The sequence below is a fragment of the Kitasatospora sp. NPDC093806 genome (assembly GCF_040683335.1).
Classification (GTDB): domain Bacteria; phylum Actinomycetota; class Actinomycetes; order Streptomycetales; family Streptomycetaceae; genus Kitasatospora.
Genome location: NZ_JBFBDO010000042.1, coordinates 1 through 21,628, shown reverse-complemented (window position 1 = coordinate 21,628; position 21,628 = coordinate 1). Strand labels below are relative to the sequence as shown.

The 21,628-nt window shown below is 75.3% G+C and carries 4 protein-coding genes; all 4 read right to left on the bottom strand.

Features of this window, described 5'->3' with window-relative positions; genetic code table 11:
* Positions 1–22: 22 nt before the first annotated feature.
* The gene (locus AB0N76_RS20625) at positions 23–790 is read right to left on the bottom strand and encodes an SDR family oxidoreductase (protein ID WP_363558933.1); all 768 of its coding nucleotides are present in this window, start codon (positions 788–790) and stop codon (positions 23–25) included.
* A gap of 36 nt (positions 791–826) precedes the next feature.
* On the bottom strand, positions 827–7,141 hold the full coding sequence (locus AB0N76_RS20620; protein ID WP_363558932.1) for an alpha/beta fold hydrolase: 6,315 nt from the start codon (positions 7,139–7,141) through the stop codon (positions 827–829).
* Between the two features lie 169 nt (positions 7,142–7,310).
* The gene (locus AB0N76_RS20615; RefSeq protein WP_363558931.1) at positions 7,311–20,960 is read right to left on the bottom strand and encodes a type I polyketide synthase; all 13,650 of its coding nucleotides are present in this window, start codon (positions 20,958–20,960) and stop codon (positions 7,311–7,313) included.
* 17 nt (positions 20,961–20,977) lie between these two features.
* The gene (locus tag AB0N76_RS20610) at positions 20,978–21,490 is read right to left on the bottom strand and encodes an acyl carrier protein (protein ID WP_363558961.1); all 513 of its coding nucleotides are present in this window, start codon (positions 21,488–21,490) and stop codon (positions 20,978–20,980) included.
* Positions 21,491–21,628 lie beyond the last annotated feature (138 nt).

The window sequence follows — 21,628 nt, the reverse complement described above, 5'->3', positions numbered from 1 at the left end:
GCATCCGGGGGCGGGTGCCCCGTCAGTGGCCCGGGGCCGCGGGCGGGAGCAGGATGCCCCCGTTGGCGCTCAGCCCGCCGTCCACCGGGACGGTGACCCCGGTGACGTAGGAGGCCGCCGGGGAGGTCAGGAACCAAACCACCTCGGCCTGTTCGCGCGCCTCGGCCCAGCGCTGGGCGGGGATCCGGCGGGTGATGAACGCCGAGAACTGCGGGTCCGCGACCTGCCCCGCCGTCAGCCCGGTGACGGTGCCGCCGGGGGCGATCGCGTTGATCCGGATCCCCTCGGCCGCGTAGTCGATGGCCGTGCCCCGGACCAGGTTGATCACCGCCGCCTTGGTCGCGTTGTACGCCCAGGTCCCCGGGTCCCCGCGCAGGCCGGAGACCGAGGAGGTGGCGACGATCGCCCCGCCCCCGACCGCCCGCAGGGCCGGCACCGCGGCCCGGATGCCGAGCACGACGCTGCGCACGTTGACGGCGAACAGGCGGTCGAAGCGCTCGACCGCGCCCGGCGCCTCCAGCGGGCCGCCGCCTCCGGTGCCCGCGTTCAGCACCGCCGCGTCCAGCCGCCCCCACCGCTCCTGCGCGAGGGCCACCGCCCGGACGTTGACCTCCTCCTGCGACACGTCGCCGGCCAGCGTCGCCACGCCCTCCAGCTCGGCGAGCGCCGCCAACCCCGCCGCGTCGATGTCCACCGCCACCACGCGGTGCCCGCGCTCCGCGTACAGCCGGGCCGTCGCCTCGCCGATGCCCGACGCCGCGCCGGTGACCAGCACTACCGGGTGGGTCATGCCACTTCCTTTCGCTCGTTCGAATCGTCCTGCTCGTTACTTCTCGGTGTTCTCGTGCTCGTGCTCGTGCTCGTGGTCCCGGTCGTTCTCTCGGTCGCTGCCGCGCTCGATGGCGTCGACCCAGCGGCGGACGGCGGCCGCGGTGGTCGGGGTGTGCTGCTCCAGGACGGTGAAGTGGTCGCCGGGGATGTCCGACACCTCGTGCGGCACCGGCCAGTAGGCCCGCCAGTCCGCATGTCCCGTCTCGTCGACGACCGTGCCGCGCAGCGGGGTGTCGGCACGCAGGGCCAGGATCGGCGCGGTGAGCGGACTGGGCTCCCAGCCGGCGAGGACGTTGTTGTAACCGCCCATCGCGGTGAGGCTGGCGTCGCTCCAGATCATGTCGTACTGCTCGATCCGGTCGATCATGCCGCCGAGCATCGCGTGCAGCCACCAGTCGCCCATGCCCTCGCGGGCCGCACTGTCCATCGGGTAGGAGTCGACCAGCACCAACCCCGCCACCGCCCGGCCGCGCGCCTCCAGCCGCTCGGCCACGGCGTGCGCGACGCAGCCGCCCATCGAACGGCCGATGATGACGAACGGCCGCTCCTGGCCGAGCAGTTCGAGCACCGTCTCGGTGTGCATGGTGAGGTAGGTGTCGAGGTCGTCGGGCAGCGGGTCGGACGGGTCCCAGCCCGGCGACGGCACCACAAAGACGTCCCGCTCCCCCTGGAAGGCGTGCCCCAGCCGGGCGTACTCGTGCGGTCCGGAGATCGCGCTCAGTGCGGGGAAGGCCACGATCGCCAACTCCCCGTCGCCCGAGGCGAGTCGGATCGGCTCCTGGACGTGCGCGGTCCGCTCCTCAGCGCCGAACCGAGAGCGCAGGTGGGACGCCACGCCGATCAGCGCGGACGCCTCCGGGAAGCTGCCCTGGGCGGCGAGGCGGCGGTAGAGCGTGGCGAGCGGGTGCCGGGGGTCGTCGGTGCCGGTGGCCGTGGTGCTCGCGGCGTTGACCGGGGCTGCCGCCGCCGGCTCGCTCGCCGCCGACGCACCGGTACCGCCCGGAATCTCCGCCTTGCCGATCAACTCGGCGACGTGCTGGGCGAGTTTGGTCGGGTCCGGGTGGTCGAAGGTGACCGTCGGAGGCAGCCGCAGGCCGGTGGCGGCGGTGATCCGGTTGCGCAGCTCGACGGCGCTGAGGGAGTCCAGCCCCAGGTCGTTGAACAGTCGCGCGGCCGGAACCGACCCTGACTCGCTGCCCAGCACCCCGGCCACCTCGACCAGGATCAACTCCAGCACTGCTGACGTTCGTTCCGCCTCGCCGAGGGCGGCGAGGCGGGGCAGCAGGGTGGACGCCCCGCCGCCGGTCGCCGCCGACCTAGCGGTCCGCCGCGCCGGCGGAACCAGCCCGCGCAGCAGCGACGGGACGCTCCGCTGCGCCCGGACGGCGGCCAGGTCGAGCGGCGCGGCCACCAGGTTGCCGGTGTTCACCCGGGCGGCCGCGTCGAACAACCGTGTGCCGTGCTCGTCGGAGATCGTCCGGATGCCCGCTCGGGCCGACCGGCGGAGGTCGGCTTCGGTGAGGTGTCCGGTGATGCCGCTGGCTTGGGCCCATTGGCCCCAGGCGAGGGATTGGGCGGGCAGGCCGATGGTGCGGCGGTGGGCGGCGAGGGCGTCGAGGTAGGTGTTCGCGGCCGCGTAACTCGCCTGCCCCGGGCCGCCGAGGACGGCGGCGACGGAGGAGTAGAGGACGAAGGCGGCGAGGTCGTGGCCTCGGGTGAGTTCGTGGAGGTGGCGGGCGCCGTCGGCCTTGGGCGCCCAGACGGTGGCGAGCCGTTCGGGGGTGAGGGCGGTCAGGACGCCGTCGTCGACGACGCCGGCGGTGTGGATGACCGCGGTGAGCGGGTGGGCGGTGGGGACGGCGGCGATCGCGGCGGCGAGCGCGTCGCGGTCGGCGGTGTCGGCGGCGGTGAGTGTGACGGTGGCGCCGAGCGCGGTGAGGTCGGTGATCAGGTCGGCGGCTCCCGGGGCTTCGGTGCCGCGGCGGGAGAGCAGGAGGAGGTGGCGGACGCCGTGTTCGGTGACGAGGTGGCGGGCGAGCAGTGCGCCCAGGGTGCCGGTGCCGCCGGTGATCAGGACGGTGCCGTCCGCTGCCCAGGGGCGGGCGGTGTCCACCTCGGGCACGGTCACCCGGGCCAGGCGCGGGATGCGGACGCGGCCTTCGCGCAGGGCGAGCTGGGGTTCGCCGGTGGCCACGGCCGCCGCCAGGGCTTGCTGGGAGGCGTGGGTGCCGTCGGTGTCGAGGAGGATGATCCGGTCCGGGTACTCCGACTGCGCCGAGCGCAGCAGGCCCCACGCGGGGGCGGTGGCCAGGTCCGGTGTCTCGGTGTCGTCGACGGCCACCGCGTTGCGGGTGAGCGCCACCAGACGGACGTCCTGGTGGGCCTCGTCCGCGAGCCAGTCCTGCACCGCCACCAGCGTCGACGGCAGGTCACCGTCCAGTGCCAGCGACTCCCACGCGAACCCGGGCTCGGCGCCTGCGGCAGGCGTCAACTCCGGCCACTCGACCACGAACAGAGCGTCGCGGTCCGCTCCGCCGGAACCGGCGGGGGCGAGCTGGTCGGCCGCGACCAGGCGGGCCCGGAGCGCCGCCACCGAGGCCACGGGCGCGCCCGTGCCGTCCGCGACCTCGACTGACAGCACCTCCGGCTCGGTGTACCGGAGCCGGACGCGCAGCTCGCTCGCGCCGGCGGCGTGCAGCCGGACGTCGCCGTAGGCGAACGGCAGCCGGCTCACCCCGGGCGGGCTGTCGACCAGGCGGTGGTGGACGGTGATGTGGACGGCGGCGTCCAGCAGCGCGGGGTGCAGGCCGTACCGCCCTGCGTCGCCGGCCGCCCCGTCGGGCAGCGCGACCTCGGCGTAGAAGGTGTCGCCGTCCCGCCACGCCGCGCGCAGCCCCTGGAAGGTGGGACCGTACGCGAGCCCGCCGGCGGCCAGCTCCTCGTAGAGGTGCTCGGTGTCCAGCGGGGTCGCGCCCGGCGGCGGCCAGGCGTGCAGGCCCTCGGGCTGCGCGGGGGTGGAGGAGGTGCTGAGCAGAGTGCCGGAGGCGTGCCGGGTCCACTCGCCGGGGCCGATGGGGGCGGGGGCCGCTGCGGAATATGTAGACCGGTCTAGAGAAGGTGCGGTCGAATATACCGACCGGTCTATAGATTCCTGGATATCGGGCGAGGAATATGTAGACCGGTCTACAGAAGCCCCGTCAGGGGCGGTCGATTCAGTGGACCGGTCTACATATTCGGTCCCGGGACGCGGCGCGGCCGGCCGGGAGTGGACGGTCACCGGGCGGGCACCCGCCTCGTCCGGCTCGCCGACGGCCACCTGCACGTGGACGGCACCACGCGAGGGGAGGACGAACGGCGCCTCGATGACCAACTCGTCGAGCGCGCTCGCCCCAACCTCGTCACCCGCCCGGATCACCAGTTCGAGCAGCGCGGTGCCGGGAACGATCACCGTCCCCTGCACCGAGTGGTCGGCGAGCCAGGGGTGGGTGGCGAGCGAGAGGCTCCCGGTCAGGACGACGCCCTCGCCGTCCGGCAGTGCGACCAGCGCGCCGACCAGCGGGTGGCCGGTCGTGGCCAGGCCGAGGCCGGCCGGGTCGCCGGTGCGGGCGGGCGGTTCGAGCCAGTAGCGGCGGCGCTGGAAGGGGTAGGTGGGCAGGGTGACCTTGGTCGGGCGGTCGGCGCCCAGCAGGGTGGTCCAGTCGACGTCGTGGCCCTGGACGTGGATCCGGGCGAGCGCGGTCAGCGCCGTCCGCTCCTCCGGACGGTCCCGGCGCAGCGCGGCGGTGGCGGAGAACGCCGGGGCGGCTTCGAGGATGATGTCCACGAGGCCGGTCAACGTGCCGTCCGGGCCCAGTTCGACGAACGTCCCCACGCCCTCGGCGGCGAGGGTGTCCACGACGTCCGCGAAACGGACCGGCTCACGTACCTGGCGCACCCAGTACGCCGGGTCCGTCAGCTCCGCAGCCGTCGCCACCCGACCGGTCACGTTCGAGACGACCGGGATCGACGGCGCCGAGAACGTGAGGGAACGGGCAACCGTGTGGAAGTCGTCCAGCATGCCGTCCAAGTGCGCCGAATGGAACGCGTGGCTCACCCGCAGACGGCGCGTACGACGATCCGTGAAGCGCTCGCGCACGGCCTCAACCGCCGCCTCGTCGCCCGAGATCACCACCGACGAGGGGCCATTGACACCGGCGATGTCCACACCGTCGACCAGCGCCGCACGTACCTCCTCCTCCGTCGCCTCCAGCGCGACCATCGCCCCACCACCCGGCAACGCCTGCATCAACCGCGCCCGCGCCGCCACCAACACAGCAGCGTCGGAAAGACTCAGCACCCCCGCCACATGAGCCGCCGCCAACTCGCCAATCGAATGACCGGCCACGAAGTCCGGCCGCACACCCCACGACTCGAACAACCGGAACAACGCCACCTCCACCGCGAACAACGCCGGCTGCGTCCACCCCGTCTCGTCCAACCCCTCACCCGAAGCGATCACCTCCGCCACCGGCACACCCAACGCCCCGACCACCTCATCGAACGCCGCCGCGAACACCGGCTGCGACCCATACAACTCCCGCCCCATCCCCACCCGCTGACTCCCCTGCCCCGAGAACAGGAACGCCAGCCCACCCCCACCCACCGAACCACCCACCGAACCCCGCACCACACCCGACCCATCCAAGTCGCGCAGCGCACCGGCATCACCCAGCACGACCGCCCGCTCCTCGAACGTGGCCCGGGTCGTCAGCAGGGCGCGCGCCAGCTCCAGGGGGTCGCTCTCGGCGGCCAACTCAGCCACCCGGGCTCCCTGTTCGCGCAGCGCCTCCACCGACCGCGCCGACACCACGAACGGCAGCAGGTCGGGCCCGACGGATGGCACCGGGACAGGCGGCAGCTCCTCGTCCTCCGCGTCGGCGACCACGGCGGGCGCCTGTTCGAGGATCACGTGGGCGTTGGTCCCGCTGGCGCCGAAGGCCGAGACGCCGACGCGTCGCGGGCCCGGCACGGACGGCCAGTCGCGTGCCTCGGTGAGCAGTTCCACCGCGCCGGAGGACCAGTTGACGTACGGGGTGGGCTCCTCGGCGTGCAGGGTGCGTGGGAGTACGCCGTGCCGGATCGCCTGCACCGACTTGATCACCCCGGCCACCCCGGCCGCGGCCTGGGTGTGGCCGATGTTGGACTTCAACGAGCCGAGCAGCAAGGGCTGTTCGGACGGCCGGTCCTGGCCGTAGGTGGCGAGGACGGCCTGTGCCTCGATCGGGTCGCCGAGCCGGGTGCCCGTCCCGTGGGCCTCGACCGCCTGCACGTCGGCGGCGGCGAGCCGGGCGTCGGCCAGGGCGGCGCGGATCACGCGTTGCTGGGCGGGGCCGTTGGGGGCGGTGAGGCCGTTGCTGGCGCCGTCCTGGTTGACGGCGGAGCCGCGCAGCACCGCCAGCACCTCGTGGCCCAACCGCCGTGCGTCAGAGAGTCGTTCGACCAGCAGCAGGCCCGCCCCCTCGGCCCAGCCGGTGCCGTCGGCCGCCGCCGCGAAGGCCTTGCAGCGGCCGTCCGCGGAGAGTCCACGCTGCCGGGAGAACTCCACGAAGCCCTGGGCGGTGGACATCACGCTCACCCCGCCGGCCAGGGCGAGGTCCGACTCCCCCGACCGCAGCGACTGCGCGGCCAGGTGCAGGGCCACCAGCGAGGAGGAGCAGGCGGTGTTGACGGTCACGGCCGGGCCCTCGAAGCCGAAGGTGTAGGAGATCCGTCCGCTGGCCACGCTGTCCAGTCCGCCGATGCCCAGGTAGCCCTCCAACTCGCCGGGGGCGTCGTGCAGTCGGGGCGTGTAGTCGGTTCCGGCGATGCCGGCGAAGACGGCGGTTCGGCTGCCGCGCAGCCTGGTCGGGTCGATGCCGGCCCGCTCGAACGCCTCCCAGGCGGTCTCCAGCAGCAGTCGGTGCTGCGGGTCGGTGGCGAGGGCCTCGCGCGGCGAGATGCCGAAGAACTCGGCGTCGAACTCGGCGGTGGTGTCGAGGAATCCGCCGTGCCGGGTATAGGAGGTGCCGGGACGGTCGGGGTCGGGGTCGTAGAGGGCGTCGAGGTCCCAGCCGCGGTCGGCGGGGAACTCTGTGATGGCGTCGACGCCGTCCGACACCAGCCGCCAGAGGTCCTCGGGCGAGCCGACGCCGCCAGGCAGCCGGCAGGCCATGCCGACGATGGCGATCGGCTCCCGCTTGGCTCGCTCCACCTCCTCCAGCCGCCGGTTGGCCTGGCGCGCGTCGGCCAGGGCGCGCTTCAGGTAGTCGCGGAGCTTCTGGTCGTTGGACATCGGTGCCTCTCACATCACGGTCGTTCGGGTGGTCGCGGGAGCCGGACGGTCACGGGGGCCCGGTCAGCCGGGGCCCGGTCGGCCGGGGGCCGGGCGGCCGGCCGTCGGAGCAGGTCCGACGGCCGGCGGCGCCGGGGACGGCGGTCTGCCAGGGACAGCCGGACGGCCGTCAGTGGGTGTCGGAGGAGGTCGTGCCGCGGTCCATCAGCGCGAACAGCTCCTCGTCGGTGGCGTTCTCCAGGTCGAGCTCGTCGAACTCCTCGCCGTCGCCCGAACCGCTGCCCGAGCCACTGCCCGAGCCCGCGGAGAGTCCGGCGTCCCAGCGGTCGACGAGGGCCTTCAACCGGGCGAGCACGGCGGCGCCGTCCACGGCCGGATCGTCCGCCGGACGGGCGAGGGCCCGTTCCAGGGCGGCCAGCGCGGCCAGCGAGTCGACCGGGCCGTCGGCCGCCGACTCGGCGCCCTCGGCGGGGAGTTCGGCCAGCAGGTAGGCCGCGACGGCGGCCGGCGTGGGGTGGTCGAAGACCAGCGTCGCGGGCAGCTCCAGTCCGGTGCCGGTGCCGATCCGGTTGCGCAGTTCGACGGCGGTCAGCGAGGTGAGCCCCAGTTCCCGGAAGGCCCGGTCGGCCGCGACGCCGGCGACGCCGCCGTGGCCGAGCACCGCCGCCGCCTCCCGGCGGACCAGGTCGAGCAGGGCCGCCTCGCGCGCCGCCTCGCCGTCCAGGTCGGCCAACCGGGCCACCCAGGGCGCCGGACCGCCGACACCCGGACCGTCGACCGCAGCACCGCCGGCTGCGGGCGCCGCGGCGGCCGACAGGGCGGCGGCCACCGTCGTGTTGGTGACGATCGCGTCCAGCCAGTACCGCTCCCGCTGGAACGGGTAGGTGGGCAGGGCCACCGGCCGCGTCCGGACGCCCGCGAACACGGCCGTCCAGTCCACCGGGACTCCGCGCACCCACAGTTCGGCGGCGGAGAGCAGGAACCGGTCCAGCCCGCCCTGGTCGCGCCGGAGGGTGCCGGCGACCACCGAGCGCCGCGCGGCACCGACCGACTGGAGGGTCTCCTGGATCGGCACGGTCAGCACGCCGTGCGGCGACACCTCGACGAACACCGTGTGCCCGTCCTCGGCGAGCCGCCGGGTGGCCTCCTCGAAGCGGACCGTCTCGCGCAGGTTGGTCACCCAGTACTCGGCGTCCAGCCCGGCCGTGTCGAACCAGTCGCCGGTGACCGTGGACAGCAGCGGGACGGCACCGGAGCGCGGCCGGACGGGCGCGAGCAGGTCGAGCAACTCGTCACGCAGACCGTCCACTTGGGCGGAGTGCGAGGCGTAGTCGACGGGGATCAGCCGGGCCCGGACGTCCTCCGCCCGGTAGGCGGCGACGAGTTCGGCCAGGGCCTCGGGCTCGCCCGAGACCACGGTCGCCGACGGGCCGTTGACCACCGCGACGGACAGCCGCTCGCCCCAGCCGGCGATCCGTCCGGCGACCTCGGCGGCCGGCAGCGCGACCGAGGCCATGCCGCCCGCGCCGGAGAGAGCGAGGATCGCCCGGCTGCGCAGCGCGACGACGCGGGCCCCGTCGGCCAGCGAGAGACCGCCCGCGACCACGGCCGCCGCGATCTCGCCCTGGCTGTGGCCGACCACCGCGTCCGGCCGGACGCCGTGCGCGCGCCAGAGTTCGGCGAGCGAGACCATCACCGCCCAGAGCACCGGCTGGACGACGTCCACCCGGTCCAGCCCGGGGGCGCCGGGCGCGGCGCGCAGGACGTCCGTCAGCGACCAGTCGGTGTGCGGGGCGAGGGCGGCCGCGCACTGCTCGATCCGCTCGGCGAACACCGGTGCGGTGTCCAGGAGTTCCACCGCCATGGCGGGCCACTGCGAGCCCTGACCGGGGAAGACGAACACCGTCCGGCCGGCGACGTCGGCGGTCCCGGCGACCAGCCCGGCGGCCGGGTCCCCGGCGGCGAGCGCGCGCAGCGCGGCCGGGTCGCCGACGGCGACGGCCCGCTCCTCCAGCGCGCCGCGGGTGGTGACCAGGGCGTGCGCCACGTCCGGGTCGCCCTCGGCGGACGGCAGCAGCTCGGCCACCTGGGCGGCCTGGGCGCGCAGCGCCTCGGGTGTGCGGGCGGAGACGAGGTAGGGCAGCACGGTCGGGAGGGTGAACGCGGCGGGCTCGGTGGACTCGGCGGGCCCGGGGGCGGGGGCGGGGGCCTCCGCATCCGGGGCCTGCTCGATGATCACGTGCGCGTTGGTGCCGGAGACGCCGAAGGAGGAGACGCCCGCGCGGCGCGGCCGCCCGTGCTCCGGCCACTCCCGGGCCTCGGTGAGCAGCCGCACCTCGCCGGCCGACCAGTCCACGTAGGGCGAGGGCTCGTCCACGTGCAGGGTCTGCGGCAGCACGCCGTGCCGGATCGCCTGGACCATCTTGATGACGCCGGCCGCCCCGGCCGCCGCCTGGGTGTGCCCGATGTTGGACTTCAACGAGCCGAGCCAGAGCGGTAGTTCGTCGGAGCGACCCTTGCCGTAGGTGGCGATCAGGGCCTGCGCCTCGATCGGGTCGCCGAGGGTCGTGCCGGTGCCGTGGCCCTCGACGGCGTCGACGTCCTCCGTGCCGAGACCGGCGTTGGCGAGCGCCTGGCGGATCACCCGCTGCTGGGACGGGCCGCTAGGGGCGGTCAGGCCGTTGGACGCGCCGTCCTGGTTGACCGCGCTCCCCCGGACCACGGCCAGCACCCGGTGCCCGTTGCGGCGCGCGTCGGAGAGCCGCTCGACCAGCAGCAGCCCCACGCCCTCGCCCCAGCCGGTGCCGTCCGCCGCGCCCGCGTAGGCCTTGCAGCGGCCGTCGGCGGAGAGCGCGCGCTGGCGGGAGAACTCGACGAAGGTGGTCGGCGTGGACATCACGGCCACGCCGCCGGCCACCGCCAGGTCGCACTCGCCGGAGCGCAGCGACTGGGCGGCCAGGTGGAGCGCGACCAGCGAGGAGGAGCAGGCGGTGTCCACGGTGACCGCCGGGCCCTCGAACCCGAAGGAGTAGGAGATCCGGCCCGAGGCCACGCTGCCGGCGGTGCCGTTGCCCAGCCAGCCCTCCAGTTCGGCCGGCACCTCGCGGACGCGCGGCGCGTAGTCGTGGTACATGACGCCCGCGAAGACACCGGTCCGGCTGCCGCGCAGGGCGGCCGGGTCGATCCCGGCGCTCTCCAGGGCCTCCCAGGTGGTCTCCAGCAACAGGCGCTGCTGGGGGTCGGTGGCGAGGGCCTCGCGCGGCGAGATGCCGAAGAAGGCGGCGTCGAACTCGGCCGGGCGGTCGAGGAATCCGCCGTGGCGGGTGTAGGAGGTGCCGGGGCGGTCGGGGTCGGGCGAGTACAGCGCGTCGAGGTCCCAGCCGCGGTCGTCCGGGAACTCGCCGACGGCGTCCCGGCCTTCGGCGACCAGCCGCCACAGGTCGTCGGGGGTGGCGACGCCGCCGGGCAGGCGGCAGGCCATGCCGACGATGGCGATCGGCTCGTCGGCCGGGTTCGCCGCCGGAGCGGAGGGTGGTGCCGCCGTCTGGTTCCGGGCTGCCTGGCCGCCCGAGGGCTCGACGGCCAGGGCGTCGGTGGCCAGGGGGTCGGCGCCGAGGAGCTCGGTCCGCAGGTGCTCGGCGAGGGCGGCCGGGCTGGGGTGGTCGAAGACCAGCGTCGCGGACAGCCGCAGGCCGGTGGCGGCGGCGACCCGGTTGCGCAGTTCGACGGCGGTGAGCGAGTCCAGGCCGAGGCTGGTGAACGAACGCTGGGCCCCGACCGATTCGGCCTCGCTGCCCAGCACGGTGGACACCTCGGCGCGGACCAGCCGCAGCAGCGCCGCCTGCCGCTCGGACTCGTCGGGCAGGGCGGCGAGCCGCTGGGCGAGCGTGCCCTCGGTGGCAGCGGCCGACGCGCCGCCGACGGGGGTGGCGCCGGCGGTCGCGGCGCGCCGGGTCGGCCGGACCAGGCCGCGCAGCAGCACGGGCACCGGTCGGCCGCGCAGCGCGGCGAGGTTCAGCGGGGACGGCACCAGGGTCACCCGGTCCGCCGACCGCTGGGCGGCGTCGAAGAGTCGGATGCCCTCGGCGGAACCGATCGGCCGGATGCCGAACCGGGCCAGCCGGGCATGATCGGCTTCGGTGAGGTGTCCGGTGATGCCGCTGGCTTGGGCCCATTGGCCCCAGGCGAGGGACTGGGCGGGCAAGCCGATGGTGCGGCGGTGGGTGGCGAGGGCGTCGAGGTAGGTGTTCGCGGCCGCGTAGCTCGCCTGCCCCGGGCTACCGAGGACGGCGGCGACGGAGGAGTAGAGGACGAAGGCGGCGAGGTCGTGGCCTCGGGTGAGTTCGTGGAGGTGGCGGGCGCCGTCGGCCTTGGGCGCCCAGACGGTTGCGAGTCGCTCGGGGGTGAGGGCGGTCAGGACGCCGTCGTCGACGACGCCGGCGGTGTGGATGACCGCGGTGAGCGGGTGGGCGGTGGGGACGGCTGCGATCGCGGCGGCGAGCGCGTCGCGGTCGGCGGTGTCGGCGGCGGTGACCGTGATGGTCGCGCCGAGGGCGGTGAGCTCGGCGATCAGGTCGGCGGCTCCCGGGGCGTCGCTGCCGCGGCGGGAGAGCAGGAGGAGGTGGCGGACGCCGCGTTCGGTGACGAGGTGGCGGGCGAGCAGCGCGCCCAGGGTGCCGGTGCCGCCGGTGATCAGGACCGTGGCGTCCTCGGCCCAGGGGCGGGCGGTGTCCACCTCGGGCACGGTCACCCGGGCCAGACGCGGGATCCGGAGGCGGCCTTCGCGCAGGGCGAGCTGGGGTTCGCCGGTGGCCACGGCCGCCGCCAGGGCTTGCTCGGAGGCGTGGGTGCCGTCGGTGTCGAGGAGGATGATCCGGTCCGGGTACTCCGACTGCGCCGAGCGCAGCAGGCCCCATGCCGGGGCTGTGGCCAGGTCCGGCGTCTCGGTGTCGTCGACGGCCACCGCGTTGCGGGTGAGCGCCACCAGACGGACGTCCTGGTGGGCCTCGTCCGCGAGCCAGTCCTGCACCGCCGCCAGCGTCGACGGCAGGTCACCGTCCAGTGCCAGCGACTCCCACGCGAACCCGGCCTCGGCGCCTGCGGCAGGCGTCAGCTCCGGCCACTCGACCACGAACAGGGCGTCGCGATCGACGACGGGGGCGGTGCCGCCGCCCAGTTGCTCGGCGCGGACCGGGCGGGTGACCAGCGAGGCGACCGAGATCACGGGCCGGCCGGCCGGGTCGACGGCCTCCAGGGCGTAGGAGTCCTGGCCGGTGACGGTGACGCGGACGCGCAGCTCCGTGGCGGCCGAGGCGTGCAGGGTGACGCCCCGGTACGCGAAGGGGAGCCGGTGGACGGCGCGCGCGGCACCGTCCGTGGCGTCGCCGGCGGTAGCGGCATCGGCGGCGGCGTCGGTACCGGAGAGGGCGGGCAGCTGGGCGGCCGCGTCCAGGAGGGCCGGGTGCAGGCCGAACCGGGCGGCGTCGCCGGTGAGCGCCTCGGGCAGGACGGCGTGCGCGTAGAGCGTGGAACCGTCCCGCCACACCTCGCGCAGGCCCCGGAAGGCCGGGCCGTAGTCCAGGCCGGCGGCGGCCAGTTCCTCGTACGCGTCCTCGGGGGCGAGCCGCTCGGCGCCGTCGGCCGGCGGCCAGGCGAAGGTCTCGGCGGCGAGGACCGCCGTGGAGAGCAGGCCGGTCGCGTGCCGGGTCCACTCTCCGGAGGCGGGGGCGGGGGCGGGGGCGGGGACGGCGGTCGCAGCAGAATATGTAGACCGGTCTAGAGAGGCAGGGGCCGAATATACCGACCGGTCTATAGATTCTGGGGCATCGAGCGAGGAATATGTAGACCGGTCTACAGAAACCTCGTCAGGGGCGGTCGATTCAGTGGACCGGTCTACATATTCGGTCCCGGGACGCGGCGCAGCGGGCCGGGAGTGGACGGTCACCGAGCGGGTGCCCGCCTCGTCTGGCTCGCCGACGGCCACCTGGATCTGCAGCGCGCCGTGCGCGGGGAGGACCAGCGGGGCCTCGATGACCAGTTCGTCGAGGACGCTCGCCCCGACCTCGTCGCCCGCCCGGATCGCCAGCTCGACCAGGGCCGCGCCGGGTGCCAGCACGGTTCCCAGGGCCACGTGGTCGGCGAGCCACGGGTGGGTGGCGAGCGACAGGCTGCCGGTGAGCAGCACGCCGGCCGAGTCGGCCGGGGTGACCGCCGCGCCCAGCACGGGGTGCGTGAGGGCGGACAGGCCCAGGCCACTCGCGTCGACGGTGGTGCGGGCGGCCGGTTCGAGCCAGTAGCGGCGTCGCTGGAACGGGTAGGTCGGCAACGCCACCCGGGGGCGGCGCTCGCCCCCGAACAGGGCGGTCCAGTCGACGTCGTGGCCCTGGACGTGGATCCGGGCGAGTGCGGTCAGCGCCGTCCGCTCCTCCGGACGGTCCCGGCGCAGCGCGGCCGTGGCGGTGAACGCCGAAGCGGGATCGAGGATGGTGTCTACCAGGCCGGTGAGGGTGCCGTCCGGGCCCAGTTCGACGAACGTCCCCACGCCCTCGGCGGCCAGGGTGTCCACGACGTCCGCGAAGCGGACCGGCTCGCGCACCTGGCGCACCCAGTACGCCGGGTCCGTCAGCTCCGCAGCCGTCGCCACCCGACCGGTCACGTTCGACACCACCGGGATCGACGGCGCCGAGAACGTGAGGGAACGGGCAACCGTGTGGAAGTCGTCCAGCATGCCGTCCAGGTGCGCCGAATGGAACGCGTGGCTCACCCGCAGACGGCGCGTACGACGATCAGCGAAAAGGTTGCGGATGCTCTCCACCGCCGCTTCGTCGCCTGAGATCACCACCGACGAGGGGCCGTTGACAGCGGCGATGTCCACACCGGACACGAGTACCGCGCGCACCTCCTCCTCCGTCGCCTCCAACGCCACCATCGCCCCACCCCCCGGCAACGCCTGCATCAACCGCGCCCGCGCCGCCACCAACACAGCCGCATCAGGAAGACTCAGCACCCCCGCCACATGAGCAGCCGCCAGCTCGCCAATCGAGTGACCGGCCACGAAGTCCGGCCGCACACCCCACGACTCGAACAACCGGAAGAGCGCCACCTCCACCGCGAACAACGCCGGCTGCGTCCACCCCGTCTCATCCAGACCCTCACCGGAAGCGATCACCTCCGCCACCGGCACACCCAACGCCCCGACCACCTCATCGAACGCCGCCGCGAACACCGGCTGCGACCCATACAACTCCCGCCCCATCCCCACCCGCTGGCTCCCCTGCCCCGAGAACAGGAACGCCAGCCCACCCCCACCCACCGAACCACCCACCGAACCCCGCACCACACCCGACCCATCCAAATCGCGCAGCGCACCGGCATCACCCAGCACGACCGCCCGCTCCTCCAGGGCCGCACGCCCCGCCGCCAGCGACTGCGCGACATCCACGGCGGAAGCACCGTCGGCGATCAACTCGGCCACGAGCGCGCCCTGTTCACGCAGCGCCTCCACCGACCGAGCCGACACCACGAACGGCAGCACCGCGGGCGCGGTATCAGCGACGACAGGCTCAACGACCGGCGCCTGCTCGACGATGACGTGCGCGTTCGTCCCCGACACGCCGAACGCGGAGACGGCGGCCCGGCGCGGACGCTCCACGGCCGGCCACTCCCGCTCCTCCGTCAGCAGCCGCACCGACCCCGCCGACCAGTCCACGTGCGGCGACGGCTCGTCCACGTGCAGGGTGCGCGGCAGCACCCCGTGCCGGATCGCCAGCACCGACTTGATCACCCCGGCCACCCCGGCCGCGGCCTGGGTGTGCCCGATGTTCGACTTCACCGACCCCAGCCACAGCGGGCTCGCCTCGCTGTGCGCCGCGCCGTACGTCGCGATCAGCGCCTGCGCCTCGATCGGGTCGCCCAGCGTCGTCCCCGTGCCGTGCGCCTCAACCACGTCGACGTCACCGGCGGTCAGGCCCGAGGCCGCGAGGGCGGCACGGATCACCCGCTGCTGCGCGGGGCCGCTCGGGGCGGTGAGACCGTTGCTGGCGCCGTCCTGGTTGACGGCGGAACCGCGCAGCACCGCCAGCACCTCGTGGCCCAACCGCCGCGCGTCCGAGAGCCGTTCGACCAGCAGCAGGCCCACGCCCTCGGCCCAGCCGGTGCCGTCGGCAGCGGCCGCGAAGGCCTTGCAGCGGCCGTCGGGCGACATCGCGCGCTGCCGGGAGAACTCGACGAACGTGGTCGGCGTGGTCATCAGCAGGACGCCGCCGGCCACCGCCAGGTCGGACTCCCCCGACCGCAGCGACTGGGCGGCTAGGTGAAGCGCCACCAGGGAGGACGAGCAGGCGGTGTCGACGGTCACCGCCGGGCCCTCGAACCCGAAGGTGTAGGAGATGCGGCCCGAGGCCACACTGCCCGCGTTGCCGATGCCGAGGTAGGCCTCCAACTCCTCCGGGACCCGCTGGGCGCCGCTCGCGTAGTCGCGGCCGGAGATGCCGGCGAAGACGCCGGTCCGGCTGCCGCGCAGCCTGGTCGGGTCGATGCCGGCCCGCTCGAAGACCTCCCAGGTGGTCTCCAGCAGCAGGCGCTGCTGCGGGTCGATCGCGGGTGCCTCGCGCGGCGGGATGCCGAAGAACTCGGCGTCGAACTCGCCGATGCCGTCGAGGAATCCGCCGTGCCGGGAGTAGGAGGTGCCGGGACGGTCGGGGTCGGGGTCGTAGAGCGCGTCGAGGTCCCAGCCGCGGTCGGCGGGGAACTCGGTGAGCGCGTCGACGCCGTCCGACACCAGCCGCCAGAGGTCCTCGGGCGAGGCGACGCCGCCGGGGTACCGGCAGGCCATGCCGACGATGACGATCGGGTCGTCGTCGACGGACGCCCGCCCGACGCCCGCGCCCGCAGCCTCGCCCGCAGCGACCAGCGAAGCGTCCGCCGGACCCCACAGCTCCTCGGCGAGCCAGTCGGTGAGGGCGGCCGGCGTCGGGTGGTCGAAGACGGCGGTGGCGGGCAGCCGTCGGCCGGTGACCGCGCCCAGGCGGTTGCGGAACTCGACGGCGGTGAGCGAGTCGAAGCCCTGCTGGCGGAAGGCCTTGGCGGGGTCGACGGCCTCGGCCGAACGGTGTCGCTGCACGGCCGCCGCCTCGCCGCGGACCACGCCGAGCAGGCTGCGGCGCCGCTCGGCGGCGGGCAGCGCGCCGAGCCGGGCCAGCAGCTCGGCCTGCCCCTCGGCGGACGGGGTGCCGGGAGCAGCGGGACCGGGAGCAGCGGAACCGGGAGTGTCGGCTCCGGTGCGCGGGAGCAGTTCGGCGGCCAGCGGGTGGAAGCGGTCGCGGTAGAGGGCCGACCAGTCGACGTCGGCGACGACCAGGTGGTTCTCGCCGTGGTCGAGCGCCTGGCCGAGCAGTTCGACGGCCTGGGCAGGCGGCAGCGAGGCCAGGCCGTGCCGGAGCAGCTGTTGTTCGGCGCCGTCGGCGGCGATGCCCGCGCCCGCCCAGTGGCCCCAGGCGATCGAGGTGGCGGGCAGTCCGGCCGCCCGGCGTTCGGCGGCGAGGGCGTCCAGGTAGGCGTTGCCGGGCGCGTAGTTGGCCTGGCCGGGGATGCCGGCGACGCCGGCCAGCGAGGAGAACAGGACGAACGCGGACAGCGGGTGCCCGGCGGTCAGTTCGTGAAGCAGCCGGGCGGCGCCCGCCTTGGCGCGCAGGGCGGCGGCGAGCTGAGCCGGCGCGAGGGTGGGAACGAGGCCGTCGTGCAGGGCGGCGGCGGTGTGGACGACGGCGGTGAGCGGCAGGTCGGCGGGGATGTCGGCGATGACGGCGGCGATCCGGTCGCGGTCGGCGACGTCGGCGGCGGCGAAGGTCACCCGGGTGCCGAGGGCGGCGAGTTCGGCTTCCAGGACGGCGGCCTCGGGGGCGTCGGCGCCGCGTCGGCTGACCAGCAGCAGGTGTTCGGCGCCGCGCCCGGCGAGCCAGCGGGCGACGTGTCCGCCGAGGGCGCCGGTGCCGCCGGTGACGAGGGTCGTGCCGCTCGGCTGCCAGGGTGCCGCCGCCGGGTCGGCAGAAGCGGAACCGGCAGCCGGGGCGGAAGCGGGAGCCGGGGCGGCCGGGACCAGGCGGCGGGCGAGGGCGCCGGACGGGCGCAGGGCGAGTTCGACCTCGCGGTCCGGCGAACGGTCGGCGAACAGGGCGGCGGCCTGCTGCCAGGCGTGCCGGTCGGGGGTGGCGGGCAGGTCGAGCAACCCGCCGAAGAGCGCGGGCTGTTCGACGGCGAGGATGGCGCCGAAGCCCCAGACGAGGGCCTGCTCGGGGTCGGTGACAGGGTCGGTGACGGGGTCGGTGACAGGGTCGGCGGGGGAACCAGCGGCCGATCCGCCGACGGGACCGTTCGGGTCGGTGCTGACGGCCCCCCGGGTGAGGTACCAGATCGGCGCGCCGAGGGCGGCGTCGTCCAGGGCCTGGGCCAGGGTGACCTGGGCGGCGTGCGCCCACGGGAGGTCCTCGTGCTCGGCGTGGCGTCCGGCCCGCAGGCCGAGCAGCGAGACGACGCCGGTGGGCGGCTCCGCCTCGTCGCCGGCCGCCCGCAGCCGCTCGGCGAGCGCGGCCCGGTCGGTCCCGCCCGCGAGCACCTGCACGGTCGGCGCGCCGAGCGCGGTGAGCGCCTCGCGCAGCCCGTCCGTCCACGCGGACACGTCCGCGCCGTCGTCCACGACCCCGTCCGGCACGACGATCAGCCAACGCCCGTCCAGCCGCGCCCCGCCCCCGGCCCCGCCGCCCGGCACGGTGACCGGGCGCCAGACCAGGCGGTGCCGCCAGCCGTCGGCGGCGGTGGCGGCCCGTCGGCGGTCCCACCAGGAGGCGAGCGCGGGCAGCACCGGGACCAGCCGGTCCCCGTCGACGCCGATCGCCTCACCGAGCCGGCCGGCGTCCTGCCCGCTGACCAGCTCCCAGAACAGGCTGTCCCCGGCCGAGGCGGCCGACCCGGCCGATGCAGCCGACGAGCCCGAGCCGGTCAGCTGCTCCGGCGAGCGGGTGGCGTCCAGCCAGTACCGCTGCCGCTGGAACGGGTAGCCGGGCAACTCGGCGTGCGCCGGACGGGTGCCGGCGAAGGCGGCCGTCCAGTCCACCGCGACGCCCCGGACGTACAGTTCGGCGACGGAGGCGAGCCAGCGCTCCCGGCCGCCCTGCCCGCGCCGCAGCGAGCCGGTGACGACGGCGCCGCCCGCGGCACCGCCGGGGCCGCCGGGGACGGCGGGGACGGCGAGGGCGTCGACGGTGTCCAGGGTGTCCTCGATCGCCCCGGTGAGCACGGGGTGCGGGGAGACCTCGACGAACACCGTGTGCCCGGTCTCGGCGAGCCGCCGGGTGGCCTGCTCGAAGCGGACGGTGTGGCGCAGGTTCCGGTACCAGTAGCCGGCGTCCAGGGTGGCCGTGTCCTGCCACTCGCCGGTGACCGTGGAGAGCAGCGGGACGGTTCCGGCGCGGGGCCGCAGGTCGGCGAGCAGGGTGAGCAGTTCGTCGCGCAGTTGCTCGGTCTGGACGGAGTGCGAGGCGTAGTCGATGTTGACCGGGCGGACGGTGGCGCCGTCGGCGGTGTAGGCGGCGGTGAGTTCGGCGAGGGCGTCGAGGTCGCCGGAGACGACGGTAGCCTGCGGGCCGTTGACGACGCCGATGGAGAGCCGGCCGGGCCAGGCGGCGATCCGCCGCTCGACCTCGGCGAGCGGGCGGGAGACGGAGACCATGCCGCCCCGGTGGGAGATCCGGGCGAGCAGTTTGGCACGCAGGGCGACGATCCGGGCGGCGTCCGCGAGGTCGAGTCCGCCGGCCACGTAGGCGGCGGCCACCTCGCCCTGGCTGTGGCCGACGACGGCGTCGGGGCGGACGCCGTAGGCCTGCCAGAGTTCGGCGAGCGAGACCATCACGGCCCAGAGCACGGGCTGGACGACGTCGACGCGGTCGGGGTCGGGGCCGTCGGCGGCGCCCCGGACGACGTCGAGCAGGGACCAGTCGGTGTGCGGGGCGAGGGCTTCGGCGCAGCGGGTGAGGGCTTCGGCGAAGACGGGTTCGGTGGCGAGGAGGCCGGCGGCCATGCCGGTCCACTGGGAGCCCTGGCCGGGGAAGACGAACACCGTCCGGCCGGGGGTGGTGCCGGCCCGGCCGCGGACGACGGCGGGGCCGTCGAGGGTGCGCAGGGCCGTCGCGGGGTCGTCGGCGGTGACCAGGACGGCCCGCTCGTCGAGGGCGGCCCGGCCGGTGGCGAGGGTGTGCGCGAGGTCGACCGGGCGGGTGTCCGGCAGCGCGCCGGCGACCCGGGCGGCGTGCGCGGTGAGCGCCTGCGGGGTGCGGGCGGAGAGCACGTACGGCAGTACGGCGGGCGCGGCGTCCGTCGGGTCCGCCGGCTCGACGGCGGGCGCCGGCTCGGCGACGGGCGCCTGCTCGACGATGACGTGCGCGTTCGTCCCCGACACGCCGAACGCGGAGACGGCGGCCCGGCGCGGACGCTCCACGGCCGGCCACTCCTGCCGCTCGGTGAGCAGCCGCACCGACCCGGCGGACCAGTCCACGTGCGGCGAGGGCTCGTCCACGTGCAGGGTGCGCGGCAGCACGCCGTGCCGGATCGCCAGCACCGACTTGATCACCCCAGCCACCCCGGCCGCGGCCTGGGTGTGCCCGATGTTGGACTTCACCGACCCCAGCCACAGCGGGCTCGCCTCGCTGTGCGCCGCGCCGTAGGTGGCGATCAGCGCCTGCGCCTCGATCGGGTCGCCGAGCCGGGTGCCGGTGCCGTGCGCCTCGACCAGGTCGACGTCACCGGCGGTCAGGCCGGAGGCGGCGAGGGCCTCGCGGATGACGCGCTGCTGGGAGGTGCCGCTGGGGGCGGTGAGCTGGCTGGAGCGGCCGTCCTGGTTGACGGCGGAGCCGCGCAGGACGGCGAGCACGCGGTGGCCGTTGCGGCGGGCGTCGGAGAGCTTCTCCAGGACGAGCAGTCCGGCGCCCTCGCCCCAGCCGGTGCCGTCGGCGGCGGCGGCGAAGGGCTTGCAGCGGCCGTCGGGTGCCAGGCCGCGCTGGCGGCTGAACTCGATGAACAGGCCGGGTGCGGAGAGCACGGTGGCGCCGCCGGCCAGGGCGATGGAGCACTCGCCGGAGCGCAGCGAGCGGGCGGCCAGGTGGAGTGCGACCAGCGAGGAGGAGCAGGCGGTGTCGACGGTGACGGCCGGGCCCTCCAGGCCGAGGGTGTAGGCGATCCGGCCGGAGGCGACGGAGGTGGTGGTGCCGGTGAGCACGTAGCCGTCGGTCTGTTCGGCGGGCAGGTGGTGCATGCTCGGCCCGTACTCCTGGGCGATGACGCCGGCGAACACGCCGGTCCGGCTGCCGCGCAGGGTGGCGGGGTCGATCGCGGCGTCCTCCAGGGCCTGCCAGGCGGTCTCCAGCAGGAGGCGCTGCTGCGGTTCGGCGGCGAGCGCCTCGCGGGGCGAGATGCCGAAGAACTCGGCGTCGAACTCGCCCGCGTCGTAGAGGAATCCGCCTTCGCGGGCGTAGCTTCGGCCGGGCCGGTCGGGGTCCGGGTCGTAGAGGTGGTCGAGGTCCCAGCCGCGGTCGGCGGGGAACGGGCCGACGACGTCGCGCTCCTCGGCGACCAGCCGCCACAGGGCTTCGGGGGTGTCGGCGCCGCCGGGGAAGCGGCAGGCCATGCCGACGATGGCGATCGGCTCCTCGGCGCCGTGGTCGGTGTCGGTGGCGCGGGCCTCGGCGTCGCGCAGCCGTCGGCGGGTCTGGTGGAGCTCGGCGGCGACCTTGTTGAGGTAGTCGCGGAGCTTCTGCTCGTTGGTGCTCATCTCTGCGTTCGCCTCTCTCAGGAAATGCCGAGCTCGTTGTCGATGAAGTCGAAGATGTCGTCGTCGCTGACGTCGGTGATGCGGGTGGCGAGGTCGTCCTCGCCGGCTGCCGGGGTGTCCGGGGCCGGGGTGTCCGGGGCCGGGGTGTCCGGGGCCGGGGTGTCCGGGGCGGCCAGGCCGGCCAGCAGTGCGGTGAGCCGGTCGACGGCGTCCGCGCGGGCGCCTGGGTCGCCGGCGAGGGCGGCCAGGGCGTGCTCCAGGCGTTCGAACTCCTGTGATATGTGCACTGGTTGGGCCGGCGGCGCCGCCTCGGGGAGGAGGCGTTCACGCAGGTGGGCGGCGAGGGTGGCCGGGGTGGGGTGGTCGAAGAGGGCGGTGGTGGGCAGTCGCAGGCCGGTCGCGGTGTTCAGCCGGTTGCGCAGTTCGATCACGCCGAGGGAGTCGAACTCGCCGTCCATGAAGCCGATGTCGCTCTGGATGGCGGTGGCGTCCGGGTGGCCGAGGACGGCGGCGGCGGTGGTGCGGACCAGGGCGAGCAGCTGCCGTTCCTGTTCGGCGGGCGGCTGTCCGGTGAGGCGGGCGGTGAGGGCGGCGGGCCCGTCGGCGGCCGGGTCACCGGCCTCGACGTCGGCGCCGACGACTACCTCGCCAAGCCCTTCGAACTCGAC

Excerpts from the sequence above, each read along its gene's own strand:
- AB0N76_RS20625 (WP_363558933.1), bottom strand. The coding sequence starts at position 790 with ATGACCCACCCGGTAGTGCTGGTCACCGGCGCGGCGTCGGGCATCGGC.
- AB0N76_RS20620 (WP_363558932.1), bottom strand. The coding sequence starts at position 7,141 with ATGTCCAACGACCAGAAGCTCCGCGACTACCTGAAGCGCGCCCTGGCC.
- AB0N76_RS20615 (WP_363558931.1), bottom strand. The coding sequence starts at position 20,960 with ATGAGCACCAACGAGCAGAAGCTCCGCGACTACCTCAACAAGGTCGCC.